Annotated in this window: 26 protein-coding genes; 11 read left to right on the plus strand and 15 right to left on the minus strand. The window is 69.7% G+C overall.

The features are described from left to right. Nucleotides 1-187: 187 nt before the first annotated feature. From ACP4IX_RS01235 to ACP4IX_RS01245, 3 genes are read left to right on the plus strand one after another with little or no spacing between them, the layout of a single operon-like run. The gene (locus ACP4IX_RS01235) at nt 188-1,339 is read left to right on the plus strand and encodes a Gfo/Idh/MocA family protein (protein ID WP_426516988.1); all 1,152 of its coding nucleotides are present in this window, start codon (nt 188-190) and stop codon (nt 1,337-1,339) included. Then, complete coding sequence (locus tag ACP4IX_RS01240; protein ID WP_426516990.1) at nt 1,336-2,487, plus strand: dihydrodipicolinate synthase family protein; 1,152 nt, start codon at nt 1,336-1,338, stop codon at nt 2,485-2,487. Before ACP4IX_RS01235 ends, ACP4IX_RS01240 begins: the two co-directional genes overlap by 4 nt. A gap of 41 nt (nt 2,488-2,528) precedes the next feature. After that, nucleotides 2,529-3,341 (plus strand): sugar phosphate isomerase/epimerase family protein, encoded by an 813-nt coding sequence (locus ACP4IX_RS01245; RefSeq protein WP_426554548.1) that lies wholly within the window; start codon nt 2,529-2,531, stop codon nt 3,339-3,341. A gap of 22 nt (nt 3,342-3,363) precedes the next feature. On the opposite strand, the gene ACP4IX_RS01250 is transcribed toward ACP4IX_RS01245, so the two are convergent. From ACP4IX_RS01250 to ACP4IX_RS01300, 11 genes are all read right to left on the minus strand, one after another. Then, nucleotides 3,364-4,062: a contact-dependent growth inhibition system immunity protein gene (locus ACP4IX_RS01250; protein WP_426554476.1), complete on the minus strand. Its 699-nt coding sequence runs from the start codon at nt 4,060-4,062 to the stop codon at nt 3,364-3,366. Between the two features lie 13 nt (nt 4,063-4,075). Beyond that, nucleotides 4,076-4,375 (minus strand): RNase A-like domain-containing protein, encoded by a 300-nt coding sequence (locus ACP4IX_RS01255; RefSeq protein WP_426554477.1) that lies wholly within the window; start codon nt 4,373-4,375, stop codon nt 4,076-4,078. Nucleotides 4,376-4,388: 13 nt separating this feature from the next. Further along, the gene (locus tag ACP4IX_RS01260; protein ID WP_426516992.1) at nt 4,389-4,964 is read right to left on the minus strand and encodes a hypothetical protein; all 576 of its coding nucleotides are present in this window, start codon (nt 4,962-4,964) and stop codon (nt 4,389-4,391) included. Between the two features lie 11 nt (nt 4,965-4,975). Further along, nucleotides 4,976-6,667: an RNase A-like domain-containing protein gene (locus tag ACP4IX_RS01265; protein ID WP_426554478.1), complete on the minus strand. Its 1,692-nt coding sequence runs from the start codon at nt 6,665-6,667 to the stop codon at nt 4,976-4,978. Beyond that, complete coding sequence (locus ACP4IX_RS01270; protein WP_426554479.1) at nt 6,667-6,981, minus strand: WXG100 family type VII secretion target; 315 nt, start codon at nt 6,979-6,981, stop codon at nt 6,667-6,669. Before ACP4IX_RS01270 ends, ACP4IX_RS01265 begins: the two co-directional genes overlap by 1 nt. A 59-nt stretch (nt 6,982-7,040) precedes the next feature. Beyond that, nucleotides 7,041-7,472, minus strand: coding sequence for a WXG100 family type VII secretion target (locus tag ACP4IX_RS01275; protein ID WP_426554480.1), 432 nt, complete (start codon nt 7,470-7,472; stop codon nt 7,041-7,043). Nucleotides 7,473-7,903: 431 nt separating this feature from the next. Then, the gene (rbsD, locus tag ACP4IX_RS01280; protein WP_426516994.1) at nt 7,904-8,293 is read right to left on the minus strand and encodes a D-ribose pyranase; all 390 of its coding nucleotides are present in this window, start codon (nt 8,291-8,293) and stop codon (nt 7,904-7,906) included. Then, a complete protein-coding gene (locus ACP4IX_RS01285) occupies nt 8,290-9,195 on the minus strand; it encodes a ribokinase (protein WP_426516996.1) in 906 nt (301 codons plus the stop codon). The genes rbsD and ACP4IX_RS01285 overlap by 4 nt, the downstream gene beginning before the upstream one ends. 120 nt (nt 9,196-9,315) lie before the next feature. Further along, a complete protein-coding gene (locus ACP4IX_RS01290) occupies nt 9,316-11,268 on the minus strand; it encodes a substrate-binding domain-containing protein (RefSeq protein WP_426554481.1) in 1,953 nt (650 codons plus the stop codon). Next, nucleotides 11,258-12,862, minus strand: a complete 1,605-nt coding sequence (locus ACP4IX_RS01295; protein ID WP_426554482.1) for a sugar ABC transporter ATP-binding protein — start codon at nt 12,860-12,862, stop codon at nt 11,258-11,260. Before ACP4IX_RS01295 ends, ACP4IX_RS01290 begins: the two co-directional genes overlap by 11 nt. After that, nucleotides 12,859-13,917: a LacI family DNA-binding transcriptional regulator gene (locus ACP4IX_RS01300; RefSeq protein WP_426517002.1), complete on the minus strand. Its 1,059-nt coding sequence runs from the start codon at nt 13,915-13,917 to the stop codon at nt 12,859-12,861. The genes ACP4IX_RS01295 and ACP4IX_RS01300 overlap by 4 nt, the downstream gene beginning before the upstream one ends. Before the next feature lie 185 nt (nt 13,918-14,102). Here ACP4IX_RS01300 and ACP4IX_RS01305 point away from each other — a divergent pair, with 185 nt between their 5' ends. Further along, nucleotides 14,103-14,801 carry a hypothetical protein gene (locus tag ACP4IX_RS01305; RefSeq protein WP_426554483.1) on the plus strand — a complete coding sequence of 233 codons (699 nt, stop codon included), beginning with the start codon at nt 14,103-14,105 and terminating at the stop codon, nt 14,799-14,801. An 87-nt stretch (nt 14,802-14,888) separates the two neighbouring features. On the opposite strand, the gene ACP4IX_RS01310 is transcribed toward ACP4IX_RS01305, so the two are convergent. Next, a complete protein-coding gene (locus ACP4IX_RS01310; protein WP_426554484.1) occupies nt 14,889-15,374 on the minus strand; it encodes a carboxymuconolactone decarboxylase family protein in 486 nt (161 codons plus the stop codon). Nucleotides 15,375-15,504: 130 nt separating this feature from the next. Between ACP4IX_RS01310 and ACP4IX_RS01315 the strand changes: the two genes are divergently transcribed. Further along, nucleotides 15,505-16,494 carry an RNA polymerase sigma-70 factor gene (locus tag ACP4IX_RS01315; protein WP_426517008.1) on the plus strand — a complete coding sequence of 330 codons (990 nt, stop codon included), beginning with the start codon at nt 15,505-15,507 and terminating at the stop codon, nt 16,492-16,494. A 56-nt stretch (nt 16,495-16,550) separates the two neighbouring features. Here the strand turns inward: ACP4IX_RS01315 and ACP4IX_RS01320 are convergent, their stop codons facing one another. Beyond that, on the minus strand, nt 16,551-17,342 hold the full coding sequence (locus tag ACP4IX_RS01320; protein ID WP_426554485.1) for an ArsR/SmtB family transcription factor: 792 nt from the start codon (nt 17,340-17,342) through the stop codon (nt 16,551-16,553). A 140-nt stretch (nt 17,343-17,482) separates the two neighbouring features. On the opposite strand from ACP4IX_RS01320, the gene ACP4IX_RS01325 reads away from it, so the two are divergent. After that, a complete protein-coding gene (locus ACP4IX_RS01325; protein WP_426554486.1) occupies nt 17,483-18,100 on the plus strand; it encodes a TOPRIM nucleotidyl transferase/hydrolase domain-containing protein in 618 nt (205 codons plus the stop codon). Between the two features lie 81 nt (nt 18,101-18,181). After that, nucleotides 18,182-18,835 (plus strand): DUF7691 family protein, encoded by a 654-nt coding sequence (locus ACP4IX_RS01330; protein ID WP_426517014.1) that lies wholly within the window; start codon nt 18,182-18,184, stop codon nt 18,833-18,835. A gap of 194 nt (nt 18,836-19,029) precedes the next feature. Here the strand turns inward: ACP4IX_RS01330 and ACP4IX_RS01335 are convergent, their stop codons facing one another. Beyond that, nucleotides 19,030-19,440, minus strand: coding sequence for an ATP-binding protein (locus tag ACP4IX_RS01335; RefSeq protein WP_426517016.1), 411 nt, complete (start codon nt 19,438-19,440; stop codon nt 19,030-19,032). A gap of 215 nt (nt 19,441-19,655) precedes the next feature. Between ACP4IX_RS01335 and ACP4IX_RS01340 the strand changes: the two genes are divergently transcribed. Together ACP4IX_RS01340 and ACP4IX_RS01345 are read left to right on the plus strand one after the other, a co-directional pair. After that, nucleotides 19,656-20,492: a helix-turn-helix domain-containing protein gene (locus ACP4IX_RS01340; protein WP_426554487.1), complete on the plus strand. Its 837-nt coding sequence runs from the start codon at nt 19,656-19,658 to the stop codon at nt 20,490-20,492. 7 nt (nt 20,493-20,499) lie between these two features. Beyond that, nucleotides 20,500-20,688 carry a DUF397 domain-containing protein gene (locus ACP4IX_RS01345; protein ID WP_426554488.1) on the plus strand — a complete coding sequence of 63 codons (189 nt, stop codon included), beginning with the start codon at nt 20,500-20,502 and terminating at the stop codon, nt 20,686-20,688. A 358-nt stretch (nt 20,689-21,046) separates the two neighbouring features. On the opposite strand, the gene ACP4IX_RS01350 is transcribed toward ACP4IX_RS01345, so the two are convergent. Further along, nucleotides 21,047-21,619, minus strand: coding sequence for a Uma2 family endonuclease (locus ACP4IX_RS01350; protein WP_426554489.1), 573 nt, complete (start codon nt 21,617-21,619; stop codon nt 21,047-21,049). A gap of 68 nt (nt 21,620-21,687) precedes the next feature. On the opposite strand from ACP4IX_RS01350, the gene recD2 reads away from it, so the two are divergent. Together recD2 and ACP4IX_RS01360 are read left to right on the plus strand one after the other, a co-directional pair. Further along, on the plus strand, nt 21,688-23,940 hold the full coding sequence (recD2, locus tag ACP4IX_RS01355; protein ID WP_426517024.1) for an SF1B family DNA helicase RecD2: 2,253 nt from the start codon (nt 21,688-21,690) through the stop codon (nt 23,938-23,940). A 243-nt stretch (nt 23,941-24,183) separates the two neighbouring features. Beyond that, entirely contained in the window at nt 24,184-25,473 is a 1,290-nt protein-coding gene (locus tag ACP4IX_RS01360) for a citrate synthase (protein WP_426517026.1), read from the plus strand. Nucleotides 25,474-25,983: the final 510 nt, after the last annotated feature.

Consider the following 25,983-nt stretch of genomic DNA (forward strand, 5'->3'; position numbering starts at 1 on the left):
ACCGCCCGCCGCCGTTCGCCCCCTCGAACCACTCGCCCGAACCACGGTCTTGTCCGGACCACCGTCCACAGGCTAGCTTCCTCATACATAGAAAGCGCTTGCTGTACTGCCTTGCCGTACCGCTCGCCGCATCGCCGGCCGTATCGATCGCTCTCGCTCGCTGTACGGCTCGTACGAAGGGAATGACGTGACACGCAAGACGGTGCGTATCGCCATGAACGGTGTGACCGGGCGCATGGGCTACCGCCAGCACCTCGTCCGCTCCATCCTGGCCCTCCGAGACCAGGGCGGCCTCGACCTCGGCGACGGCACCGTGCTGTGGCCGGAGCCGATCCTGGTCGGCCGCCGCGAGCACGCGCTGCGGGCGCTGGCCGAGCGGCACGGTCTGGAGCACGTCTCGACGGACGTGGACGCGGTCCTCGCCGACGACAGCGTCGACATCTACTTCGACGCCCAGGTGACCTCGGCCCGCGAGGAGGCGATCAGGAAGGCGATCGCCGCGGGCAAGCACATCTACACCGAGAAGCCCACCGCCACCGGCCTGGACGGCGCCCTGGAACTCGCCCGCCTGGCCAACGACGCCGGCATCAAGCACGGCGTCGTCCAGGACAAGCTCTTCCTCCCCGGCCTGCTCAAGCTCAAGCGCCTCATAGACGGCGGCTTCTTCGGCCGCATCCTGTCCGTGCGCGGCGAGTTCGGTTACTGGGTCTTCGAGGGCGACTGGCAGGACGCCCAGCGCCCCTCCTGGAACTACCGCGCGGAGGACGGCGGCGGCATCGTCGTCGACATGTTCCCGCACTGGGAGTACGTCCTGCACGAGCTGTTCGGCCGGGTGAAGTCCGTCCAGGCCCTCACCGCCACCCACATCCCGCAGCGCTGGGACGAGAACGGCAAGCCGTACGACGCCACCGCCGACGACGCCGCCTACGGCGTCTTCGAGCTCGACGGCGGCGCGATCGCCCAGATCAACTCCTCCTGGGCCGTACGCGTCAACCGGGACGAGCTCGTCGAGTTCCAGGTCGACGGCACCGAGGGCTCCGCGGTGGCCGGCCTGCGCAACTGCCGGGTCCAGCACCGCTCCGCCACCCCCAAGCCGGTCTGGAACCCGGACATCCCCGCCACCGAGGTCTTCCGCGACCAGTGGCAGGAGGTCCCGGACAACGGCGACTTCGACAACGGCTTCAAGGCCCAGTGGGAGCTGTTCCTGCGCCACGTCTACGCCGACGCCCCCTACCACTGGGACCTGCTGGCCGGCGCCCGCGGCGTCCAGCTCGCCGAGCTGGGCCTGAAGTCGTCGGCCGAGGGCCGCCGCCTCGACGTCCCGGAGGTCTCGCTGTGACCCTGCACCTGCCGGACGCGAACGGCACCACGCGCGCCTACGAGCCCCGCGCCGAACCCCTCACCGTCACCCCGGGAAGCGCTTTCACGTCCCGTACGGTGTTCTCGGCGGCGCACGTCGTCGCCGACCCGTACGCGGACACCACGCCCGACGGCCCCGCCGCCGTCGACTGGGACGCCACCCTCGCCTTCCGCCGCCACCTGTGGTCCCACGGACTCGGCGTCGCCGAGGCGATGGACACCGCCCAGCGCGGCATGGGCCTGGACTGGGCCGGCGCGGCCGAGCTCATCCGCCGGTCCGCCGCCGAGGCGAAGACGTGCGGCGGCCGCATCGCCTGCGGCGTCGGCACCGACCAGCTCACCGCCGGCACGCTCGCCGAGGTCCGGGCGGCCTACGAGGAACAGCTCGCCGTCGTCGAGGAGTCGGGCGCCCAGGCCATCCTGATGGCCTCCCGCGCGCTGGCCGCGACGGCGCAGGGCCCGGACGACTACCTGGAGGTCTACGGCCACCTCCTGCGCCAGGCCGCCGAACCGGTCGTCCTGCACTGGCTCGGCCCGATGTTCGACCCGGCCCTGGAGGGCTACTGGGGGTCGGAAGACCTCGACGCGGCGACCGACACCTTCCTGGAGGTCATCGCCGCCCACCCCGACAAGGTCGACGGCATCAAGGTCTCCCTCCTCGACGCCCAGCGCGAGATCGACCTGCGCCGCCGGCTCCCGCAGGGCGTGCGCTGCTACACCGGCGACGACTTCAACTACCCCGAGCTGATCGCCGGCGACGAGCAGGGTTTCAGCCACGCCCTGCTCGGCATCTTCGACCCGCTGGGCCCGCTGGCGGCCGAGGCGGTCCGCGTCCTGGACACGGGGAACACGGAGGGCTTCCGCGCCCTCCTCGACCCCACCGTCGAACTCTCCCGCCACCTCTTCCAGGCCCCCACCCGCTTCTACAAGACGGGCGTGGTGTTCCTGGCCTGGCTGGCCGGCCACCAGAGCCACTTCACGATGGTCGGCGGCCTCCAGTCGGCCCGCTCCCTGCCGCACCTCGCCCGCGCCTACGAACTCGCCGACGGCCTCGGCCTGTTCCCGGACCCGAAGCTGGCCCAGGAGCGCATGCGTAACCTGCTGAACCTGTACGGAGTGAACCAGTGAGCGACACGGCACCCGACCTGACGCGCTTCAGCATCAACCAGATGACGGTCAAGCAGCTGACGCTGCCCGAACTGACCGACGCCTGCCGCGCACTGGGCGTCGGCAACGTCGGCCTGTGGCGCGAACCCGTCCAGGCGTACGGCGTCGAGGCGGCGGCGAAACTGGTCCGCGACGCGGGCCTGACCGTCACCACCCTGTGCCGCGGCGGCTTCCTCACGGCGACGGACGCGGACGAACGCGCGAAGGCCCTGGCCGACAACCGCCGCGCCGTCGACGAGGCCGCCACCCTCGGCACCGACACCCTGGTCCTCGTCTCGGGCGGCCTCCCGGCGGGCAGCAAGGACCTGGGCGCGGCCCGGGAACGCATCGCCGACGCCCTGGCGGAACTGGCCCCGTACGCCGAGCGGCACGGCGTACGCCTCGCCATCGAGCCCCTGCACCCGATGTACGCCTCCGACCGCTGCGTGGTCTCCACCCTCACCCAGGCCCTGGACCTCGCGGAACGCTTCCCGGCCCACCAGGTCGGCGTCACCGTCGACACGTACCACATCTGGTGGGACGACCGGGCGCCCGAGCAGATCGCCCGGGCCGGGGCGGGCGGCCGGATCCACACCTTCCAGCTCGCCGACTGGACCACGCCGCTGCCCGAGGGCGTCCTCAACGGCCGCGGTCAGATCGGGGACGGCGCGATCGACATGCGGGAGTGGAAGGGGTACGTGGAGGCGGCCGGCTACACCGGCGCGATCGAGGTCGAGCTGTTCAACGAGGGGCTGTGGGCACGGGACGGACGGGAGGTGCTCGCCGAGACGGCGGCCCGCTTCGCGGAGCACGTGGTTCAGCCCCACGGCAGGTGACCGGCCCGCTACGGACTCGGCGTCAGGAGGAGGTATCTCCTCCGGGGCCGGGTCCGTATTCGGCCCGTGGTGAGCCGAGGCGGTCTGCCACCAGCGTCAACCATCCGCCGGCACCGTGCGATGAGGGAGGGTCGACCTCCATGCCCAGTTCGGCGAGGGCCAAGGCGCAGCCGAACTCGTCCAGACCGAGTGCCAACAGTTCGTGCAGCTCACCGACGAGACGGGCCACGAGGTGCGGATCGGTGGAGGAACGATAGTCCTCGACGGCTTCGTCATGGTCGGCGAACTCATCCGGCATGTCCTGCGAGAACCAGCCGCTCAGGAATTGCCCGGTCTCCGGGAATCGTGCATGCCACTCCCAGTGGGTGGCGGGGATGGCTGGAGGTGGCACGTCGCCTTGCTCGATGCTGCGCCTGATGTGATCGGCGAGGCAGCGAAGCCACTGCTGGACCTCGTTGTCGGCGAGGCCGACGTCGGGAATGGCGTAGAACTCGCCGAGCCTCAGCCGCAGCCTCCCGGGCGGGTGGTCGGCGTAATCGCGGAGCTGTCGCTCGGCGATGGCCAGGGCCCACGGCCGTGCGTGCCAGGTGTGGCGGAGATAGGCGTTCAGAGCGGGCCCGGCCTGTGCTGGAGTGTCGTCGGCCTCCTGTCCGACGTAGGCACGGATCACTTGGTCCAACTCGCCGTAGCGGTGGTCGTGGTCAAGAGGGCTCAGAGACATGGTGACCGGGCTTCTACAGATAGACGGGGAAGGTGGAGTGGACGGCGAAGCCGTGGGGACGGGCCGGATCGCGTCGCAGAATCACCCGGGCCGCACGTACGTCGACGGGCTCTCGTCCGGCCAACATCATTGCCTGCAACAGGACGCGTCCCACTGGCTCGGGGCGAGTGGGCCAGGACGCCTCGATGGCCAGGCGCGACCGCGTGGACTGGGCCAGCCAGCGATTGATGACTTGCTCATTGGCATTGACGACCTGCTGGGTTGCCCACTGGGCAGTGTCGCGATCGGGGTAGGTGGCGGAGCGGGTGCGCATGGTCGGAGTCCCTTCAGTCTTCCCAGAACGCCCAGAAGACGCCGATTTCCGATTCGGACACGGCGACAAGGCCGCAGTCAGTGGTGTAGACGGAAAGGCAATCCCACTCCGTGTCCGGGTTCAGGAGGTCGGCATCAGGGTTTCTGTGGGCGTCAGCGGCATTCGTGAAGAATCGGCCGTGATCGCCGAAACGCGACAGGATTACCTGAGAGCTTCGGAACAATCTGTCCTTCTGCTGGTCGAAGTCCGGAATTCCAGCGGCTTGGTATGAGTCGCCTTTCAGTGCGACCAGTAGCTGGCCAGCCGATTTCATTCCGACTTCGTGCAGGGAATTTCCGGCATCCTTGGGACTCCATGGGAGGAAGGGAGAGTCCGTCCCGCTGCGGTCCTCGCCGACTTCGGGTGCGTAATTGACTGAAACCCAGTGCCGTGGATCGGTCACCTTGAGTGCCATGACCGTGGTCACGTCATGCCGCCAGTCGTCGTGACGCCTGGCCCCTACGCGTGCAAACGTCCAACCGCCGCCGAAAAGATCGAACACGGCTGACTTCCAGGAGTCGGCATCAACAGTGGGTTCCTGCTGTGGCATGGCGCTCCTTTTCATGAGTTGGGGAGGGTGTCGCTGGGCATTGCGGTGAGTACAACATACGGAGGGTGCCCTCCGGGGACGGGGCGAAGCGTGACCAACACTTTATCGGAGTCGTGTGCCTGCGTATCTCCGCGTGCCCAAGAACGGCCTACGGGTTGGTTGAAATCGAGGCCGATGTTTCTTGTCTGGTTGGGCTGCGTCGGGTTTCTGCTCAGCCACCTTTCAATCTTTCGCTGGTTGTCGGGATCGTCGAGGACGGCCTGCGTGTAGCGCTGTGCTTCACCGAGGCTGTTGAAGGAGGACACCGCAATGGGCCTGGTGACCCCGTCCGGGTAGAGCCTTGACTGGTCTCGAAGCCGCTGCTCCAACTGTTCGTCCGTCTTACCTACGTGTTTGTCGATGACATGAGCGCCCGCCACGCCCTCCTGATTGGCCAAGTCGACAGGATACTTGTGTTTCGACTCGTCATCTCCCGGAACAGTGTAGAGCGGGTCACCCTTGAAATCTGTCAGTGCACGCGCACCGAATGCTTCGGCTCGCGCTTCCTCTGCTTTGAAGGAGGGAGCGCTTTTGAATGCCTCGTCCAGGGCGTCCATCAGGTCATTGATGCGGCGCGTCTGGCGATCGATCCGGTTGTTGTATTCTGTCACCGCATTGTTCATGGCCTGCTCGTCCATATTTAGAACGATTCCGGACGACAGGTCGGTGACCAATCCCTTGCCGAAATCCAACAGTCCCTTGCCGAGGTTTTTAACGTCCTTGAGATCTACGCCATCGCTCAAGTCGATCTGAGGCAAAGTGTCGATGACTGCTTTACGGTAGATTCGGTGGATGTCTTCGCGGACGTCTTCGGCGGCCTTTGCGAAGTGAAGGGCAGCATCTACCATGATTTCACAGGTGTCGAAGAGGACGGCGAAAACCGGGCGGGTCGCCCCCGGGCTGCCGGCGCTGTCGTTTCTCCATTTGTAGCCGTGTCGATCTTTACCCCAGGCGGAAGTGCCCCACAGTGTGCTGCAGAAGGTACGCATGGCGCCGTACCATTCACTGTCGGACTGCTGGGTGATACCGCCGATCAGATACGTCAACTCTCCGTCGACGGTCGACAGGGTCGTCTGAGGCATACGCCAGGTCTCTGAAACCGAGTTGACGCGGTGATGATTGGGTAGCGGAAGAATTTCTGCTGCCTTGCCCCAGCGGCAGGCGTCTTCCAGGAGAGGGCGCAGCACGGTCAGGACCACGGCCTCCACGCCTTCCAGCGCGCGCTGTATGAAGTCCTGGCTGTCGTCGATGTCTCCCCACTTGAAGTCCGTGACGGGGCCGTAGGAGGGCGGGGTGTCGATGACGACGGGAGTCGGCTGGTGCTGCGGTTGCGCCGTGGGAGACGGGTTGGTCGCGGCATCGGCCGCAGCGTAGTTGTTTCCGGTGGTGGTGAAACCGACCGCCGCACCACCCACGCTGACCACGGCCTTGGCCCACACTTCGAGGAACCGTTCGGCGACTTCCTTGTATGCGCTGGTGAAGCTTTGGACGGCGGTCCCCCTGCCTCCGCCGTCCGGGTATCGCGCCAACTCGACCAGAAAGGCCTTCAGGCCTCGATGCAGGGTGTCTTGCTGGTTGGCGACCCCGGTCGAGACGCCGTAGAGAACGGACGGCGTGACATCGACCGTGCCGCTCTGAGAACCTGCGGCTGTTGGCGTAGTCATCAGACGGCGCCCCAACCGCGAAGCACGGCTTGGTGCGCCGTCGTGTAGTTGATGTGACCGGTCGTCACTACGTCGTGCAGCCACTTCTGGGCTGCCTGGAGATCCTGGGCCGAACGGTCCCATTCGTCGAGTTTGTCGACGAAGACCTCACGAGCCTCGCCTTCCCAGGACAGTACGACTGGGACGACGCGGTCATACAGGTCATCCAGTTTCTCGTTCAGCTTCTTGAGGATGTCCTCCAAATCGAGGGCGAGCTCACGGAGCGTGTCGAAGGAGACCGCTATGTGGTCCTCGGCAGGGTTTTCGGCTGGCATGTCTTCCCCGTACGTCGACGACTGCGCGTGTGGATGAGGGATTCCTGGGGGCGATCTGCTCAGAACGAGTCCAGGTTGCTGCGGTGCCGAGTCGACGCAGCGTCCGGATGGGTCTCCGGATGCGGTGTGGACAACCTGTCAACCTCGCCGGCAACGTCGACCTGAATGCGCTGGAGTTGGGCGAGTACATCCAGTTCCCGCTCGGTGAAGCCGTCTCTGCTCAGACGCACCGCCTGCTCGAGGTGCCGTATCACTTCACGGATGCGCACGGCATCCTCGGCTGCTGCCCGGTGGAAGCCGCGGTAGGCAGACGCGGCCGGACCACGCCAGCCGGCTTCTATCCGGTCCACCACCCCGTCCATCCGGGTGACCTGCTTGTCCAGGTGGTCCTGCATGTCTTCGAGGTCGCCCGCGAGCTTGGTCAGGTCGTCGTCGGACACACGCAGGTCCGGCTTGGCGCCCTGGCCGGCTGGTAGGTCGGTCATCCCCATGGCGCATTTCCCCGTCCCGTCCAACTGCGTTGCAGCAACTGCTCGAACTGATCGTCGGCAGATTCTACGGGCAGCCACGGAACGTCAGTTCGGGGTCGTTCGGAGGTGAGGTAGCGGCTTCCGGAGTGGTCGGAAGCGGCCGGGACGGGAGGCGGTGATGGCCGAGGCGGCGGCGCGGTTCGTCGAGTACGCGGCGGGCGCGAGGCCCGGAAAACAAATGCCGGCGACCCGCGCAACCGTTCCGTCGCTCCGCGGGTCGTACTTGGCATCAGGACACCCCGGTGGGGGATCCGGGGGGATCCGGGGGGATCGGTGGGGGTTCTGAGGGGGAGGGGAAGCCCGAGGGGGCCCGGTCTTCGACTGGGCTCCCTCGAAGCCCCGAGGTCCGAAGCTCCGAAGCTCCGTGGCCGTAGCTGTGTGGCCGCCGGGGTCTAGAAGAAGACCCCGCAGCGCAGCAGTACGTTCGCGTAGGGCCGTGCCTCGCCGGTGCGGACGATCAGCCGCGCGCCGGCCGAGAGTTCCTTCAGGCGCTCGTGCGGGACGAGGGCGAGGGCGGGGAAGTGACCGTCGAGCAGCGCGGCGGCCTCGGTGTTGGCCTCCCGGACCTCCGTCGCCGCCGTCGCGCCCTCCACCACCAGCTCGGCCAGCAGCCCCTCCAACACCTCCGCGAAGGACGGCACCCCGGCCCGGAAGGCCAGGTCCACCACGCGTGGCCCGTCGGGTATCGGCATGCCGACGTCGCACACCAGCACCCCGTCCCCGTGGCCGAGTTCGGCCAGGGCGCCGGACAGGTGGCGGTTGAGTATCCCGGCCTTCTTCACAGCGCCTCCGCCTCCGCCGCCGTCGGGTACGAAGCCTGCGCCCCCGCCTTGGTGACGGCCGCCGCGCCGACCCGCGCCGCGTACGCCGCCGCCTCGGTGAGCGACTCGCCCGTGCCGAGCCGCCAGGCCAGCGCCGCGGTGAACGCGTCGCCCGCGCCCGTCGTGTCCACGGCGTCCACCTTCACGGAGGGGACGCGGGAGACACCCTCGGACGAGGACGCCACCAGCGCGCCCTCGGCGCCCAGGGTCACCACCACCGAGCGCGGCCCCTTGGCCAGCAGGATGCGCGCCCAGTCCTCGGGGCGTTCGCTCACGCAGGAGTCGCCGAGGATGACCTTCGCCTCGTGCTCGTTGACGATCAGCGGGTCGCAGGCCGCCAGCACCTCCGGCGGGAGCGGGCGCGGCGGTGACGGGTTCAGCACGAACCGGCTGTCCGGTGCCAGGCTCCGGACCACCTCCACGACCGTCTCCAGCGGGATCTCCAACTGCGTGGAGACCACGCGGGAGGCGTGGAAGAGGCTCGCGGCGGCGCGGACGTCCCCCGGCGCCAGCCGGCCGTTCGCGCCCGGCGAGACGACGATGCTGTTGTCGCCGGACGGGTCGACGGTGATCAGCGCGACGCCGGTCGGCGCCCCGCCCACCAGCACGCCGACCGTGTCGACACCGGCCGCCCGCTGCGAGTCCAGCAGCAGCCGGCCGTAGTCGTCGTCGCCGACCCGGGCCAGCAGCGCCGTACGGGCGCCGAGGCGGGCGGCGGCGACCGCCTGGTTCGCGCCCTTGCCGCCGGGGTGGACGGCCAGGTCGGTGCCGAGCACCGTCTCGCCGGCACCCGGCCGCCGCTCGACGCCGATCACGAGGTCGGCGTTGGCCGATCCCACGACCAGGAGGTCGTAGTCGTACATGAATCGCTCCCCGATCCGCATGAATCCGAGTACCGCATGAATTCGAGTGAGGAGGGCGGGCGTACGGCCGACGCGACCGCCCGCCCGTACGCCCCCCGACCCGCGCCCTGGTGCTGCGTGTCAGCCCTCGAAGCCGGCCACGTTCTCCTTGGTGACCACCTTCACCGGCACCTTCACCATTGTGTCCACCTTCTCGCCGTCGGCCGCGCGCAGCGCGTTCTGCACGGCGATCCTGCCCAGTTCCTTCGGCTGCTGCGCGACGGACGCGAACAACGTGCCCTCCCGCACCGCCTTCAGTCCGTCCGGGGTGCCGTCGAAGCCGACGACCTGGACCGACTTGCCGGCCTTGGAACCCAGCGCCTTGATCGCGCCGAGCGCCATCTCGTCGTTCTCTGCGAAGACGCCGTCGATGTCGGGGTGCGCCTGCAGCAGGTTGGTCATCACGTCCAGGCCCTTGGTGCGGTCGAAGTCCGCGGGCTGCTTGGCGACGACCTTGATGCCCGGGTACTCCTTCAGGCCGGCCGCGAAGCCCGCCCCGCGCTCCCGGCTGGCGGACGTGCCGGCCTGGCCCTGGAGGATGACGATGGTGCCCTCGCCGCCGAGCTTCTCGGCGAGTGCCTTGGCGCCCAGCTCACCGCCCTCGACGTTGTCGGAGGCGACCAGCGCGGCCGCCTTCGCGTCGTTGACGCCGCGGTCCACGGCGATGACGGGGATGTCGTCCTTGTTCGCGCCGCGCACCGCGGGACCGGCCGCGTCGGAGTCCACCGGGTTGACGATGATCGAGGACAGGCCCTCGCTGGTGAAGTTCTGCAACTGGTTGGCCTGCTGGGAGGCGTCGTTCTGCGCGTCGGTGACCGTCAGATCCACGCCCGCCTTCTTCGCCTGCTCCTCGGCGCCGTCCCTGATCTGCACGAAGAACGGGTTGTTGAGCGTGGACAGCGACAGGCCGACCTTGCGCGTCTTCCCGTCCGAGGAGCCGTTGTGCAGCAGCGAGGTCGCGCCGACGACGGCCACCGCGACGACGGCCGCGATCAGGTACGTCAGTGCCTGCTTGCCCTTGCCGCCCCCGCCGGCCCCGGCCGCCGGAGCGGTCGCCCCCGCCTTGCGGCGCAGCGTGTCCAGCAGCACTGCGAGCGCGATGACGACACCGATGACGACCTGCTGCCAGAACGCGGAGACGGACAGCAGGTTGAGGCCGTTGCGAAGCACCGCGAGGATCAGCGCGCCGATCAGTGTGCCGGAGGCCTTGCCGGTGCCGCCCGCGAGCGAGGCGCCGCCGATGACGACGGCGGCGATGGCGTCCAGTTCGTAGCCCTGCGCGGCCTGCGGCTGCGCGGAGGAGAGCCGGGAGGCGAGCACGATGCCCGCGGCGGCGGCGAACAGCCCGGAGAAGGCGTAGATGGCGAGCTTCTGCCGCTTCACGCGCAGCCCGGACAGGCGCGCGGCCTCCTCGTTGCCGCCGATGGCGTACATGGAGCGGCCGATGTAGGTCCGGCCGAGGACGAAGGCGGTGATCAGCCCCATCACGATCATCACGAGCACCGGCACCGGCAGCCACCCGCCGAGCGTGTCGCCCAGGTGGGAGACGGAGTCCGGGAAAGCGATGGGCGAGCCCTGCGAGATGACGAGCGACAGACCGCGCCCGACCGACAGCATGGCGAGCGTCGCGATGAACGGCGGCAGCTTCCCGTACGAGATGAGGAAGCCGTTCACCAGGCCGCAGGCGATGCCCGTCGCGACGGACAGCAGCACCGCGAGCACGACGGGCATCCCGGCCTCGGTCGCGCTCCAGGCCAGTACGGTCGCCGACAGCGCGGCGACCGAGCCGACCGACAGGTCGATGCCCGCGGAGACGATGACGAAGGTGACGCCGAAGGCGAGGATCGCCGTGACGGCGGCCTGGACGCCGACGTTCAGCAGGTTGTCGGCGGTCAGGAAGTCCCCGGACAGCGCCGACATGGCGATGACGAGGACGATCAGCGCGGTCAGCGCGCCGTTGTCGAGCAGCAGGCGGCGCAGGCCGCCCGTGGCGCTCTGCGCGCCCGGCTTGCTCTTGAGCGTGTCAGTGGCCACGGGAGGCCTCCGTTCCGTCGCTGTGGGGGGTGTCGCTGCGCGACGTGTTGCTGTCGGGGGTGTCGGTGCCGGGGGTGTCACCGTGAGGGGTGTCGCCGTGGGGCGTGCTGACGGCGAGGGCCATCACGGCGTCCTGGGTCGCCCGGTCGGCGGGGAGTTCGCCCGCGATCCGGCCCTGCGCCATCACCAGCACCCGGTCGCTCATGCCGAGCACCTCGGGCAGGTCGCTGGAGATCATCAGGACGGCGGCGCCGGCCGCGGTGAGTTCGTTGATCAGCTGGTAGATCTCGACCTTGGCGCCGACGTCGATGCCGCGCGTCGGCTCGTCGAGGATCAGCACCTTGGTGTCGGCGAGCAGCCACTTGCCGATGACGACCTTCTGCTGGTTGCCGCCGGAGAGCGTGCGCACGTGCTGACCGAGACCGGCCATCCGCACGCCGAGCTGCCCGGCGATCCGCTCCGCCGCCTCGTGCTGCCCCTTGAGGTCGACGAGTCCCGCACGGGAGGTGGAGCGCAGGGTGACGAGACCGAGGTTCTCCTCGACGGAGGCGTCGAGGACGAGCCCCTGCCCCTTGCGGTCCTCGGGGACGAGCCCGATACCGGCCGCCATGGCGGCGTTCACGTCGTGGCGGCGGAGCCGGTCGCCCGCGACGTGCACGGTCCCGGCGTCGTAGGGGTCGGCGCCGAACACGGCACGGACGACCTCCGTCCGCCCGGCGCCGACGAGGCCCGCGATGCCGACGACCTCACCGGCGCGCACCTCGAAACCGACGTCGTGGAAGACGCCGTCGCGGGTCAGCCCCTCGACCTTGAGCAGTGCCTCGCCGGTGTCGGCGCGCTCGCGCGGGTACTGCTGCTCGATCGACCGGCCGACCATGAGCCGTACGAGCTCGTCCTCGGGCGTGGAGGCGGGCACCTGCCCGACGCTCCGCCCGTCCCGGATGACGGTGACCCGGTCGCCGAGGGCGGCGATCTCCTCCAGGTGGTGGGTGATGAAGACGATGCCGACACCGTCCTCGCGCAGCTTCCGCACGATGGCGAACAGCTTCTCGACCTCCTCGGAGGTCAGTACGGCGGTCGGCTCGTCCATGATGAGCACGCGCGCGTCCAGGCTGAGCGCCTTGGCGATCTCCACCATCTGGAGCCGGGCGATGCCGAGTTCACGGACCCGGGCCCGCGGGGACACGTTCACGCCGACCCGCTTCAGGAGCACCTCGGCGTCCGCGTTCATCTTCTTCCGGTCGATCATCCCCAGGCGGCGCGGCTGGCGCCCCAGGAAGATGTTCTCGGCGACCGTCAGATCGGGGACGAGGTTGAACTCCTGGTAGATGGTGGCGATCCCGAGGCGCTCGGAGTCCTGCGCACCGTGGATGCGCACCTCCTCGCCACCGGCCAGGATCCGCCCGGCGTCGGGCGTGTAGGCGCCGGAGAGCATCTTGATGAGGGTGCTCTTGCCCGCGCCGTTCTCACCGAGGAGCACGTGCACCTCGCCCCGGCGCAGGTCGAAGTCGACGCTGTCGAGCGCGACTACTCCGGGGAAGGTCTTGCGGATGCCCTCGATGCGCAGCAACTCGTCCGGACTGCGGCTGCTCACGGCGTACTCCTTCGTACGGGGGAGGGGGAGGGGGTCGGGGTCGGGGTCTGCCGGGGGGCGGCCTCGCCGCAGGAGCGGCGGACGACCAGCCGCGCCGGGAGGGTGACGGACTCGCCGGGCCGGCCCTCGATGCGGTCGACCAGCGCGCGCACGGCGGCCCGCCCGAGGTCGCCGGTGGGCTGGGCGATCGCGGTGACGGGCGGATCGGTGTGCACGAACCAGCGGATGTCGTCGAACGCGGCGAGCGCGATGTCCTCGGGGACCCGCAGCCCGCGCGCCCGTACGGCGTCCAGCGCGCCGAGCGCCATCAGGTTGTCGGCGGCGAAGACGACCTCGGGCGGCTCGGGCAGGTCGAGGAAGCCCTCGGTGACCCGGCGCCCGCTGTCGGCCTGGAAGTCGCCCTGGCCGATGTAGGCGTCGGGCAGGGGGAGCCCGTACGCGGCCAGCGCCTCGCGGAAGGCGTCGACGCGCTCGCGTCCGGTCGTGGTGGCGGCCGGCCCGGCGATGATCGCGAGCCGGCGGTGCCCGAGCCCGTGCAGGTGGGCCACGAGGTCCCGTACGGCGGCCCGCCCGTCCGACCGCACGACGGGCACGTCGACGCCGGGGATCCAGCGGTCGACGAACACCATCGGCGTTCCGGCCCGCGCGGCCTCCAGCATCCGGGGCGAGCCGCCGTCGGTGGGGGAGACGAGCAGCCCGTCGATACGCCGGTCCAGCAGCGTCGTGACGTGGTGGTCCTGGAGGTCGGGCCGCTCGTCGGCGTTGCCGATGATGACGCTGTAGCCGAGCGCGCGGGCCTCCTCCTCGACGGAGCGGGCCAGCTCGGTGAAGTACGGGTTCATGACGTCGCTGATGACCAGGCCGAGGGTGCGGGTCTGGTCCGTGCGCAGCGACCGGGCGACGGCGTTGGGGCGGTAGCCCAGCGTCTCGACGGCGGCCAGCACACGGGTGCGCGCGCTCGGGCTGACGGACGGATGGCCGTTGAGGACGCGTGAGACCGTCGCGACGGACACGCCCGCCTCGGCGGCGACGTCCTTGATGCCGATGCTCGCCATCGCCGTTCCACCTCCTTGTGGAATCGATTACACGGAGGATTGGAAACGATTACACGGGGAGGGCGCAAGGGGCGGGAGTCGGCCGAAACCCAATCGTGACCGGATCCGGGCGGGTGCGTGTGTGGGGGTGTGCGTGAGTACGCCTACTCATGCGGAGCGCGCGGCAGCGACCGGAGACTGCGTCCATGACACGGATCCGCGCTTCCCTCAGCACGCTCGCCCGCTCCCGGCGTGCGCTCACGGCGACCGCCCTCGCTGCCCTGGTCCTTGCCGGCTGCGGGAGCGAGAGCCCGGCTGACGGCGGGTCCGGGAGCGAGCCGGGTGGCGGCGTCGTCGCCGGCGAGGCGGGTGCCACCCCGCCTGGCCCTGAGCAGGCGGGGTTCACGGCGATGCTCGACAAGGTCGCACAGCCGTGTTCTTCGGCCGGCGAGACGGTGGCGGAGACCGGGTCCGGCACCGGGCCCCGCCCGGCCGACGAGAGGCCGACCGGTCCTGCGGGGAACGGGGAGGAGGGCCTCGCCCCCGGCGAGACCCCTCCGGACGACCCGATCGAGCCCGGTGTCCCCACGGGTCCCGCGGAGGGGTTGAACGACCGCGACCGGTGCGCGAGTGTCCAGCACGAGCAGCGTGTCGTCGAGGCGCTGCAGCGGGTTCTGGAGCCCACTCCCGCGAAGGTCAGGAAGACCCTGAACGACCTCGGTTACATCGACGAACGCATCCACGGCCTCCAGCAGGACGGCAGGACCACGCGCTTCTACCTGGACCTGCGTGAGAAGGGCGGCCGTCTCTGCGGGAGGGGCTTGGCGGCGGGCGTGGAATCGGACGTCGCCGCGTGTGTCGTCCCCGCTGCCGGACCCTTCACCGTCGCGAGTGCGGGGCAGTAGGACGACGCCGGCGCGGGTGTGCGGGGCCCGCCCGCCGGCGTCGTCGGCCGTACCGTGCCCGGACGCGGGGTCGGGCGCGTCCGTCGGTCAGCCCGACGCGGCGGCGAACATGCCCGCCTCGTACGAGCCGCCCCGCTGGTGAGTGATCACGGCGAGCCGGTTGGCCGCGTTGATCAGCGCCACCAGGGAGACCAGCGCGGCGGTCTGGTCGTCGTCGTAGTGCTTGCGCACCTGGGCCCAGGTCTCGTCGGACACGCCCTGGTGGGCGTCGGCGAGCCGGGTGCCCTGCTCGGCGAGTGCCAGCGCGGCCCGCTCGGCCTCGGTGAACACGGTGGACTCGCGCCAGGCGGCGACCAGGTGGAGCCGGACCGCGCTCTCCCCGGCGGCGGCGGCCTCCTTGACGTGCATGTCGATGCAGTGGCCGCAGCCGTTGATCTGGCTGGCGCGCAGCGACACCAACTCCTGCGTGGACTTCGGCAGTGGCGACTCGTGGACCAGCATGCCTGCGCCCGCGAACCGCTTGGCGAACCTGCTGCCGAACTCGTTCTCGAACAGGTTGAATCGGGAGTCCATGACCTCGTCCTCACTCTCGGTGCCTCACTGACGAACACAAGACGCCGACGGCCCGAACCCTGTGACGGGGAGCCGATGTGACGTGAGCCACCGCCGGCGGGTGTCACAGAGCGGCGGCGGCCGGCGTCCTGTGCGCATGACACCGTCGGAGGCGAAGATGCGGGAGCAGCTGGTGACGAGCGAGGACAGCGGACGCGGACAGGACGGCACGGCCGGGCGGACCGCCGACGGCGGCGGACACGCGGACCCGGCCACCGAGGCCTTCGTCGCCCACCGCAACCTGCTCTTCACCGTCGCCTACGAGATGCTCGGCTCGGCCGCCGACGCCGAGGACGTCCTCCAGGAGACCTGGCTGCGCTGGGCGGGAGTCGATCTCGGCACCGTGCGCGACCGGCGCGCGTACCTGGTCCGCATCACCACCCGGCAGGCACTGAGCCGGCTGCGTACGCTCGGCCGCCGCAAGGAGTCCTACGTCGGTTCCTGGCTGCCCGAGCCGCTGCTCACGGCGCCGGACGTGGCCGAGGACGTCGAGCTGGCCGACAGCGTCTCGATGGCGATGATGCTGGTCCTGGAGACGCTCACGCCGACCGAGCGGGCGGTGTTCGTACTGCGCGAGGTGTTCGACCTCGGCTACGACGAGATCGCCGAGGCCGTCGACAAGAGCCCGGCCGCCGTCCGCCAGACCGCCCACCGGGCTCGCGCGCACGTCGCGGCGCGCCGGCCGCGCGGGGTCGTCTCCCCCGCCGAGAGCAGGGACGCGCTCGCCGCGTTCCAGCGGGCGGTCGAGACGGGGGATCTCCAGCGCCTGCTCGACATCCTCGCGCCGGACGTCGTCCTGCTGGGTGACGGCGGCGGCATCAAGCAGGCCGTCCTGCGGCCCGTCACGGGGGCCGGCAAGGTGGCCCGCCTCATGGTCGGGGGGATGCTCAGGCAGGCCGCCCGGCTGTCGCTGGAACCGGCCCAGGTCAACGGCTACCCGGCCCTGGTCGTCCACCTCGACGGCGAACTCGACACCGTGCTGGCGCTGCGCTTCGACGACGGCCGCGTCACCGGGCTCTACGCGGTGCGCAACCCGGAGAAGCTGTCGCACATGCGACGGGAGACGAGGCTGCGCCGCTGACCGTGCGGCCCGGCGGTCGCCAGGCTTGGTGGTCGCCCGGCCCGGTGGTCGCCCCGCTAGGCGGGGTCCGGGAGCGTGTCGCCCGTCTCCAGCAGTGTCTTGAGGCTGGACAGGAGGGCCGGCCAGCCGTGCTGGATCATCTCGCGGGCGGTGCTGCCGGGATCGAACCCGTCGTGGACGACGGTCAGTTTCACCGAACCGCCGAGGTCCTCGATCTCGAACGTGACCTTCGACCGCGGCTCGGCGGCCAGCTTGGCGAGCGTCTCGTCGTCGATGCCGTTGGCCTTCGCCCACTCGGGCGTGAAGGTGTGCCAGGCGTAGGACAGCCGCCGGTACGGGTCGGACTCGAGCACGACCTGCCCGGGGTCGGCGGTGTCCGCGCCGCCCTGCCGCCAGACCATGGGCGACCCCGCCTTCCAGTCGGTGGCGAACTCCAGGCCCCAGTAGCGGCTGGTGAACGCCGGGTCGGTCAGGCCCTGCCACAGCTTCTCCGGCGTGGTCCTGATGTAGGTCGTGTACACGAACGCGTTGCTGTCCATGGTGGTGTCCTCCAGCGCGTGCTTGAGATCGGCGAGTGCGCGCACCCGCTCGTGGTCGTAGCGGCTGATCCAGCGTTCGGCGATGGCGTTGACCGGTTCGGCGTTGAGGTAGTGCAGCTTCTCCCGGCCCCGCCGGACGGTGGTGACCAGGTTGGCCGCCTCCAGCAGCGCCAGATGTTTGCTTACCGACTGCCGGGCCATGTCCAGCCCGGAGCACAGCTCGCGCAGGCTCTGCCCGTTGCGTGCGTTCAGGCTGTCCAGCAGCCGCCGTCGGCTGCTGTCGGCCAGCGCCTTGAAGACCTCGTCCATCTCCGCCCTCTCAGCCCCTCGAACATGCAGCCCATTGGCTGCGTATTACGTTAGGCAGCCAATGGGCTGCATGTCAAACGGGTCGAACGGGGCGTCGATATTCGCTACCGCGGCGGCCTGCGAGGGCGGAGACTCGTCCCATGGCGGACATGGGATCGTTCCGGGACGCGGTCGCGGCGTGGGCGGCCGGTGGCCCCGGCGGGCCCGCGCACGAACTGGCCGGGCGCCTGACCGTCCGGACGGCGGTGCTGCTCGAAGGGCCGAGCGACGCGGCGGCCGTCGACGCGCTGGCCGCCCACCACGGCCGGGACCTGGCGGCGGAGGGGATCTGCGTCCTCCCGATGGGCGGCGCGATGAGCGTCGGCCGCTTCGCCGCTCTCCTCGGACCGTCCGGCCTGGACCTCCGCCTGACGGGCCTGTGCGACGAGCGGGAGCGCGGCTACTACGTCCGCGCCCTGGACCGGGCGAACGCGGCCCGGCGCGACCTGTTCGTCTGCACGGCCGACCTGGAGGACGAACTCATCCGCGCGCTGGGCGTGCCACGGGTGACGGCGCTCATCGAGGCGGAGGGCGACCTGCGGCCCCTCCGGACCTTCCTCAGCCAGCCCGCCCAGCAGGGCCGCACCGCACAGCAGCAGCTGCGCCGTTTCCTCGGCACGAAGAAGGGCCGCAAGATCCACTACGGCCGTGTCCTCGTCGAGGCCCTGGACCCGGCCCGCACGCCCGACCCGCTGGCGGGACTGTTCGCGGCGCTCTGACCGTTCGCGGCGCTCCGGCCGTTCGCCTCTCCGGTCGCGAGCCGCACGCCGTTGTCAGTGGTGGCTGACAGGATGACGATCATGAGCCGGATCATCTCGTACAGCACGGCCGACAAGGCCGACGTCCTCGCTTTCCTGGGCGCCGCCGACGAACTGACGGACGATCAGCGACGCCGTCTCGGCATCATGCGGGAGAAGGCCCGGGAGCGCCAACGCGACCTGGACCGCCAGGGCATCGACCTGGGCCTGTCGATACCCGACGCGCTCGAGCACCTGGTGGCCGGCCACGCGAGTTCGCAGGCCGAGTACGCGGCGAGCGCCTACTACCGCGCCCTCCAGCACATCATCGACCGGAACGCCTCGGACCCCGCCGAGCTGGGGGTGTACTCCAAGCCGTCCACCTTCTTCGGGCTGGTCGACGAGGAGCTGCGCCGGCTGGGTGTGAGTGCCGATCTCTTGCTGCACGACCGCCTCTTCTCCGGGCCGCCGGCGGAGATCTCCTTCCCCATCCCGTACCCCGTGGACGGACCGCACATCGGCATGTTCCCGCTGGCCAAGGCGAAGCCGGCGGCGGACGCCTACCGCGCGGTCCTGGACCGGATGGACGAAAGCCTCCGGTACGACGTCCGGGAGGTGATCGAGAAGCTCGAGTTCGAGCACGAGGAGTGGGAGTACTCCACGAAGAACATCGACTGGTACACCCAGGACACGATCTTCTTCTCCATAACGGGCTGATCATCGGCGGCAGTCGCGGCAGTCGCGGCAGTCGCGGCAGTCGCGGCAGCCGCAGGTGTCCGGGGCGCCCGGTCCGCTTCCTCCGTCCCAGCCGTGAACGATTTGCTTGCATCGTTCGCGACCCGCTCATGTGAGCGGGTGGTGGACGGATGGCCGTGAACGTCCTCGCGCTGATGGGGTGTGCGCGGGTGGGGTCAGGCGGCGGTCAGCTCGCACCACACGTACTTGCCCCGGTTGCCGTGCCGGGCCAGTGGATGCCAGCCCCACACGTCGGCGCACGCCCGGACCAGGGCCAGCCCGCGCCCCTCCTCCAGCTCCTCCACCCGCCCGAACGGCCTCGGCGGCTCCGGCGGCTCGGGGTCCGCGTCCCACGCCCCGATCCGCAACGTGCCAGGCGGCGACCAGCACACACGCAGGGCGGCGGGCCCCTTCGTATGCCGTACGGCGTTGGACACCAGCTCCGTCGCCAGCAGTTCGGCGACATCGACGAGGCGGATCAGGCCGTGCATGGTGAGGATCAGGCGGAGGGTGCGGCGACTTACGGTGACGGCGCGCAGGTCGTTGGGGATGTAGAGGGAGTACTCCCAGGACTCGTTCTCGGGCATGCGGGACTCCAATTCAGGGCGGGAGTTGAATGCGGGCCCGGTGTCTCTGCCGCGCCCGTCATGGCAGGACGGGGCGGTGCACTTCCGGTCACCCGGTGTCGCAGCGTGTGCGTCGCGTCACTGAAAGTAGATCTAAATATAGGGACGCGGCAAGCCGATCGCGTAATCTGACGCCGAACGGGTCGCATCAAGAGAGGCGCGGGAAGGTCCAGTCGATGGTGAAGAGGCGCGAACCGACGGCACGCCAGCTGCGGCTGGCCACTGAACTGCGCAGACTCCGTGAGGCCGCGGGTCTCAACTCCCGTCAGGCGGCCGCGCTGCTCGGTGTGGCTCCCGCTCAGATCACCCATATCGAGTCAGCGCTCGCGGGGGTGAGCGAGCAGCGGACTCGCCGCCTCGCCTCTCACTACGCCTGTACCGACGAGGAGTTCATCGACGCTCTCGTGGCGATGGCCAACGACCGGACCCACGGTTGGTGGGAGGAGTACCGGGGCCGTCTGCCCACGTCGTTCCTGGACCTGTCCGAGCTGGAGCACCACGCTCGGTTCATCCGCCACGTGGCGATCCTGTACGTGCCCGGCCTGCTCCAGACCGAGGACTACTCGCGTGCCGTCTTCTCCGCCCGGCTTCCCGAACTGACTGCCGAGGAGACGGAGTTGCGCATCCAGCACCGCAAGGCGCGGCAGAAGCTCACCGTCCCCTACGAAACGGTGCTCCACGAGGCGGCACTCCGCATCCGGGTCAGCGATCGTGCCACCGCGAGGGCCCAGCTCGCGCGACTCCTGGAGCTCTCGGAAGCGGACCACATCACCGTGCGCGTCGTCCCCTTCGACCTGGACGGTTTCGCCAGAGCCTCCAGCACGATGACGTACCTGGGCGGTTCCGTGCCCAAGCTGGACACCGTGGTCCGCGACGCGTTGCACGGCTCGGCCTTCATTGACTCCGAGGCTCAGCTCAACACCTATCGAACAAGTTTCCATAAGGTGGAGGCCGCGTCACTCGACCCCGGACAGTCACGTGATTTCATCCACCGTCTGGCGAAGGAGCTGTAGGAACCCCATGGACAACTGGCGGAAGTCGTCCTACTCGGGCCCGGGTGACGGCAATGAGTGCGTGGAGATCGCGAACTCACCCACCCACGTCGCCGTCCGCGACACCAAGGCCCCGTCCCGCGCCACCCTCACCTTCCCCGCGCAGGTCTTCGTCCCCTTCCTCGAAGCCCTCAAGACGAGGCCGCCCCGTCCCTGATGGTCGGACCCCTGTCCGTGGACACCGGCGCTCCGTCGACGACTCGTCGGAGGACTACCGCGGCGTCGAGCGTCAGCGCCGGCCGGACCTCGACGGGGCGTACAAGGACCGAGTGCGTGTCTTCGTCACCGAGGAGGACCGGGACGGCGACGGCGGCGACGGCACGGACGAGGGCCGGCTGCGCCTGCTGCTGGACGACGGCCGGGGCGCGGTCGAGCGGGTCACCTGGCGGGACCGGCGGGGCACCTTCGCGTCTCCGGTGCTGCGGCGGATAGCACCCCCGCCGCCCGCGGCATGCGGGCCGACGGCTACTGGCGCAAGGGCCCGCAACTGCAGCTGGGCGGGTACGCCCTGGACGCTAACTGTCCTTGCCGTACCGCCGGAACTCCGAGGTCTCCACGGTCCACGGGCCGAACGGCACCGCGTCACCGAAGATGTACGGCTCCGCTCGGCTGTAGCGCCCCCCGCACGGTTCGGAGTGCACCTCGATCGTGCCCGTGCGCGGGTCGACGATCATGTAGTGCGGGATGCCCATGGCCGGGTAGTCGGCGAGTTTCTCGGCGTAGTCGTTGTTCGGGTGGGACGGCGAGACGATCTCGACGGTGGCCAGGACCTGCGTCGCGTCGACAGCGAGGCCCTCCTCGTCGAGGGCGGCCTCGGGGATGACGACGGCGTCGGGGCGACGCATGCGGCCGATCGCCGGGTGCTCGATCTCGGGGCCGTTGGCGCAGATGTAGTCGGGGTGAGAAGTGAGAAGCTGCGCGTCCAGCTGTTTGCAGATCCGCCGCACCGTGCCCTCATGACGCTTGGACGGGCACATCATGGCCAGTACCGGACCGGACGGCCCGATCTCGACGCTCCAGGCCCCTTCGAGCCGTTCCGCATATGCTCCGAGGTCTGCGGCGATGGCGCGCATCTTCGCGTAGTCCATGCCCCGAGCGTACTGAAAGTACCTCCTCCCCGGACGTCCCTGTCACACCCCACCGGTACCGTCGGACCATGTCCACCCCGTCCGACGCCGCCCCCGGCGAACGCCGCCTCGCCACCCTCGAAGGCGTCCTCGAGCGCATCACGTACGCCAACGAGGAGAACGGCTACACGGTCGCCCGCGTCGACACCGGCAGAGGCGCCGGCGACCTGCTCACCGTCGTCGGCGCGCTGCTCGGCGCGCAGGCCGGCGAGTCCCTGCGCATGGAGGGCCGCTGGGGGTCCCACCCCCAGTACGGCAAGCAGTTCCACGTCGAGAACTACACGACGGTGCTCCCGGCCACGGTCCAGGGCATCCGGCGCTACCTCGGCTCCGGTCTGGTCAAGGGCATCGGGCCGGTCTTCGCCGACCGCATCACGCAGCACTTCGGCGTGGACACGCTCCAGATCATCGAGGAGGAGCCGAAGCGGCTCATCGAGGTGCCCGGCCTCGGCCCCAAGCGGACCAAGAAGATCGCCGACGCGTGGGAGGAGCAGAAGGCGATCAAGGAGGTCATGCTCTTCCTCCAGACCGTCGAGGTGTCGACGTCGATCGCGGTGCGGATCTACAAGAAGTACGGCGACGCGTCGATCTCCGTCGTCAAGAACCAGCCCTACCGCCTCGCCGCCGACGTGTGGGGCATCGGCTTCCTCACCGCCGACAAGATCGCCCAGTCCGTGGGCATCCCGCACGACAGCCCCGAACGGGTGAAGGCGGGCCTCCAGTACGCCCTGTCGCAGGCCACCGACCAGGGCCATTGCTACCTGCCCGAGGAGAAGCTGATCGCCGACGCGGTGAAGCTGCTCCAGGTGGACACCGGGCTCGTCATCGAGTGCCTCGCCGAGCTGGCCGCCGAGCCCGAGGAGGGCGAGGACCCCGGCGTCGTACGCGAGAAGGTCCCCGACCCGCAGGGCGGCGACCCCGTCACCGCCGTCTACCTCGTCCCCTTCCACCGCGCCGAGCTGGCCCTGGCCGCCCAGCTGCTGCGCCTCCTGCGCACCGGCGAGGACCGGATGCCGGGGTTCGGGGACGTGGCCTGGGACAAGGCCCTCGGGTGGCTGAAGGGCCGTACCGGCGCCGACCTCGCCCCCGAGCAGGAGGCCGCCGTCAAGCTCGCCCTCACCGAGAAGGTCGCCGTCCTCACCGGCGGGCCGGGCTGCGGCAAGTCCTTCACCGTCCGGTCCATCGTCGAGCTGGCCCGCGCGAAGAAGGCGAAGGTGGTGCTCGCCGCGCCGACCGGGCGGGCCGCCAAGCGCCTCGCCGAGCTGACCGGCGCCGAGGCCTCCACCGTGCACCGCCTGTTGGAGCTCAAGCCCGGCGGTGACGCCGCCTACGACCGGGACCGGCCGCTCGACGCCGACCTCGTCGTCGTCGACGAGGCCTCCATGCTCGACCTCCTCCTCGCCAACAAGCTGGTCAAGGCCGTGGCCCCCGGCGCCCACCTGCTCTTCGTCGGGGACGTCGACCAGCTGCCCAGCGTCGGCGCCGGGGAGGTGCTGCGGGACCTGCTCGCCGACGGCAGCCCCGTCCCCGCCGTCCGCCTCACCCGTGTCTTCCGGCAGGCCCAGCAGTCGGGCGTCGTGACGAACGCGCACCGGATCAACGCCGGACAGCACCCGCTCACCGACGGCATGAAGGACTTCTTCCTCTTCGTCGAGGACGAGACGGAGGAAGCGGGACGGCTCACCGTCGACGTCGCCGCGCGGCGCATCCCCGCCAAGTTCGGGCTGGACCCGCGCCGGGACGTGCAGGTGCTCGCCCCCATGCACCGGGGGCCCGCCGGCGCCGGCACGCTGAACGGGCTCCTCCAGCAGGCCGTCACCCCGGGGCGCCCGGACGTGCCGGAGAAGCGGTTCGGCGGCCGGGTCTTCCGCGTCGGCGACAAGGTCACCCAGATCCGCAACAATTACGAGAAGGGCGAGAACGGCGTCTTCAACGGCACCGTGGGCGTCGTCACCTCGCTCGACCCGGTGGAGCAGCGCCTGACCGTGCTGACGGACGAGGACGAGGAGGTTCCGTACGAGTTCGACGAACTGGACGAACTGTCCCACGCCTACGCGGTCACCATCCACCGCTCCCAGGGCAGCGAGTACCCGGCGGTGGTGATCCCCGTGACGACCGGCGCCTGGATGATGCTCCAGCGGAACCTGCTGTACACGGCGGTCACCCGGGCCAAGAAGCTGGTCGTCCTCGTCGGCTCCCGCAGGGCGATCGGACAGGCGGTGCGCACGGTGTCCGCCGGCAGGCGCTGCACGGCGCTCGACTTCCGGCTGGCGGGCTCCTGACCCACAGACCTTCCCGTAAACCTCGCGACCCGTGTGAAAAAGATGATCGATCAAACGAGTCGCAAAGGTCACAGAGCACTTCCGGAAGGGGAGGAGAGCGGGCAGGATGAGCAAGTTGGCGGCACTGAGTGCCGCCGATAGGCCCGATGGTCGACCCCGAGTGCACTCTCCTGAGCCAAGTGGGGGATGGTAGAGACAGTCAGGGCACCTCGAAGATGAGGCACTACGTCGGTGAGGGAAGACGTGAGCGACAACTCAGTAGTACTGCGGTACGGCGACGGCGAGTACACCTACCCGGTGATCGACAGCACCGTCGGCGACAAGGGCTTCGACATCGGGAAGCTCCGCGCCCAGACCGGTCTGGTGACGCTGGACAGCGGGTACGGCAACACCGCCGCCTACAAATCCGCGATCACGTATCTGGACGGCGAGGCGGGCATCCTCCGGTACCGCGGCTACCCGATCGAGCAGCTGGCGGAGCGCTCCTCCTTCGTGGAGGTCGCCTACCTGCTGATCAACGGCGAGCTGCCGACCGTCGACGAGCTCAGCGCGTTCAAGAACGAGATCACGCAGCACACCCTGCTGCACGAGGACGTCAAGAACTTCTACAAGGGCTTCCCGCGCGACGCCCACCCGATGGCCATGCTGTCGTCGGTCGTCTCGGCGCTGTCGACGTTCTACCAGGACAGCCACAACCCGTTCGACGAGCGTCAGCGCAACCTCTCCACGATCCGGCTGCTCGCGAAGCTTCCGACGATCGCGGCCTACGCGTACAAGAAGTCGATCGGCCACCCGTTCGTCTACCCGCGCAACGACCTCGGCTACGTCGAGAACTTCCTGCGCATGACGTTCTCGGTGCCGGCGCAGGAGTACGAGCTCGACCCGACGGTCGTCGCCGCGCTCGACAAGCTGCTGATCCTGCACGCGGACCACGAGCAGAACTGCTCGACCTCCACGGTCCGCCTGGTCGGCTCCTCGCAGGCGAACATGTTCGCCTCGATCTCCGCCGGCATCAACGCGCTCTGGGGCCCGCTGCACGGCGGCGCCAACCAGTCGGTGCTGGAGATGCTGGAGGGCATCCGCGACGCCGGCGGTGACGTCGACTCCTTCATCCGCAAGGTGAAGAACAAGGAGGACGGCGTCCGCCTGATGGGCTTCGGCCACCGGGTCTACAAGAACTTCGACCCGCGCGCCAAGATCATCAAGGCTGCCGCGCACGACGTGCTCTCCGCCCTCGGCAAGTCCGACGAGCTGCTGGACATCGCCCTGAAGCTGGAGGAGCACGCGCTCTCCGACGACTACTTCGTCTCGCGCAGCCTCTACCCGAACGTCGACTTCTACACCGGCCTGATCTACCGGGCCATGGGCTTCCCGACCGAGATGTTCACGGTCCTGTTCGCCCTCGGCCGGCTGCCGGGCTGGATCGCCCAGTGGCACGAAATGATCAAGGAGCCGGGTTCCCGCATCGGCCGCCCGCGCCAGATCTACACGGGCGTCGTCGAGCGCGACTTCGTTCCCGTCGAGGAGCGCTGAGCCGCCAGGCACCCCCGCAGCGCGTCCGAGGAGTCCCGTGCCGCCCCGAGCGGTACGGGACTCCTCCGTGTCGTGTCCGGGCACCGGATGCGCACGACGTACGCGGACAGCAGAAGGCGCCCTGGCGCCGGTCCCCCCACGGGCCGACGAACCAGGGCGCCTTCCCATGTCCCGGTACGGATTCCCCCCACGGGATCCGGCCGGGCGTCTGTGAGGACAGCGCCTGAATCGCTGTACTGAGCACAACGAGCAAAACCCGCCGTGCCTGTGGTGCGGTCTGCCGGGACAGCGCACGCCCGGGAGGGCCGCTCAAAGCTTCCCGGTGTACGTGTCCCGGCAACGCAGCTCTGGGAAAGTCCCCCAAGACATCCCCAGATGCCAGGTGGCGCCCCCCAAGACGCTGCCTGACATCGCCAACTTAGACCTTCGAACCCCTTCGATGGTTACGTTCGCGTCACTGTGATCTGCGTCTCTTGCATAGGTCCGGTAGGTGCGCAAGAGCACCCATAC

The organism is Streptomyces sp. WG5 (assembly GCF_049974565.1).
GTDB lineage: Bacteria > Actinomycetota > Actinomycetes > Streptomycetales > Streptomycetaceae > Streptomyces.

Excerpts from the sequence above, each read along its gene's own strand:
- ACP4IX_RS01245 (WP_426554548.1), top strand. The coding sequence starts at position 2,529 with ATGACGGTCAAGCAGCTGACGCTGCCCGAACTGACCGACGCCTGCCGC.
- ACP4IX_RS01250 (WP_426554476.1), bottom strand. The coding sequence starts at position 4,062 with ATGTCTCTGAGCCCTCTTGACCACGACCACCGCTACGGCGAGTTGGAC.
- ACP4IX_RS01255 (WP_426554477.1), bottom strand. The coding sequence starts at position 4,375 with ATGCGCACCCGCTCCGCCACCTACCCCGATCGCGACACTGCCCAGTGG.
- ACP4IX_RS01260 (WP_426516992.1), bottom strand. The coding sequence starts at position 4,964 with ATGCCACAGCAGGAACCCACTGTTGATGCCGACTCCTGGAAGTCAGCC.
- ACP4IX_RS01265 (WP_426554478.1), bottom strand. The coding sequence starts at position 6,667 with ATGACTACGCCAACAGCCGCAGGTTCTCAGAGCGGCACGGTCGATGTC.
- ACP4IX_RS01270 (WP_426554479.1), bottom strand. The coding sequence starts at position 6,981 with ATGCCAGCCGAAAACCCTGCCGAGGACCACATAGCGGTCTCCTTCGAC.
- ACP4IX_RS01275 (WP_426554480.1), bottom strand. The coding sequence starts at position 7,472 with ATGGGGATGACCGACCTACCAGCCGGCCAGGGCGCCAAGCCGGACCTG.
- ACP4IX_RS01285 (WP_426516996.1), bottom strand. The coding sequence starts at position 9,195 with ATGTACGACTACGACCTCCTGGTCGTGGGATCGGCCAACGCCGACCTC.
- ACP4IX_RS01300 (WP_426517002.1), bottom strand. The coding sequence starts at position 13,917 with ATGGCGAGCATCGGCATCAAGGACGTCGCCGCCGAGGCGGGCGTGTCC.
- ACP4IX_RS01305 (WP_426554483.1), top strand. The coding sequence starts at position 14,103 with ATGACACGGATCCGCGCTTCCCTCAGCACGCTCGCCCGCTCCCGGCGT.
- ACP4IX_RS01310 (WP_426554484.1), bottom strand. The coding sequence starts at position 15,374 with ATGGACTCCCGATTCAACCTGTTCGAGAACGAGTTCGGCAGCAGGTTC.
- ACP4IX_RS01320 (WP_426554485.1), bottom strand. The coding sequence starts at position 17,342 with ATGGACGAGGTCTTCAAGGCGCTGGCCGACAGCAGCCGACGGCGGCTG.
- ACP4IX_RS01325 (WP_426554486.1), top strand. The coding sequence starts at position 17,483 with ATGGCGGACATGGGATCGTTCCGGGACGCGGTCGCGGCGTGGGCGGCC.
- ACP4IX_RS01330 (WP_426517014.1), top strand. The coding sequence starts at position 18,182 with ATGAGCCGGATCATCTCGTACAGCACGGCCGACAAGGCCGACGTCCTC.
- ACP4IX_RS01335 (WP_426517016.1), bottom strand. The coding sequence starts at position 19,440 with ATGCCCGAGAACGAGTCCTGGGAGTACTCCCTCTACATCCCCAACGAC.
- ACP4IX_RS01340 (WP_426554487.1), top strand. The coding sequence starts at position 19,656 with ATGGTGAAGAGGCGCGAACCGACGGCACGCCAGCTGCGGCTGGCCACT.
- ACP4IX_RS01345 (WP_426554488.1), top strand. The coding sequence starts at position 20,500 with ATGGACAACTGGCGGAAGTCGTCCTACTCGGGCCCGGGTGACGGCAAT.
- ACP4IX_RS01350 (WP_426554489.1), bottom strand. The coding sequence starts at position 21,619 with ATGGACTACGCGAAGATGCGCGCCATCGCCGCAGACCTCGGAGCATAT.
- recD2 (WP_426517024.1), top strand. The coding sequence starts at position 21,688 with ATGTCCACCCCGTCCGACGCCGCCCCCGGCGAACGCCGCCTCGCCACC.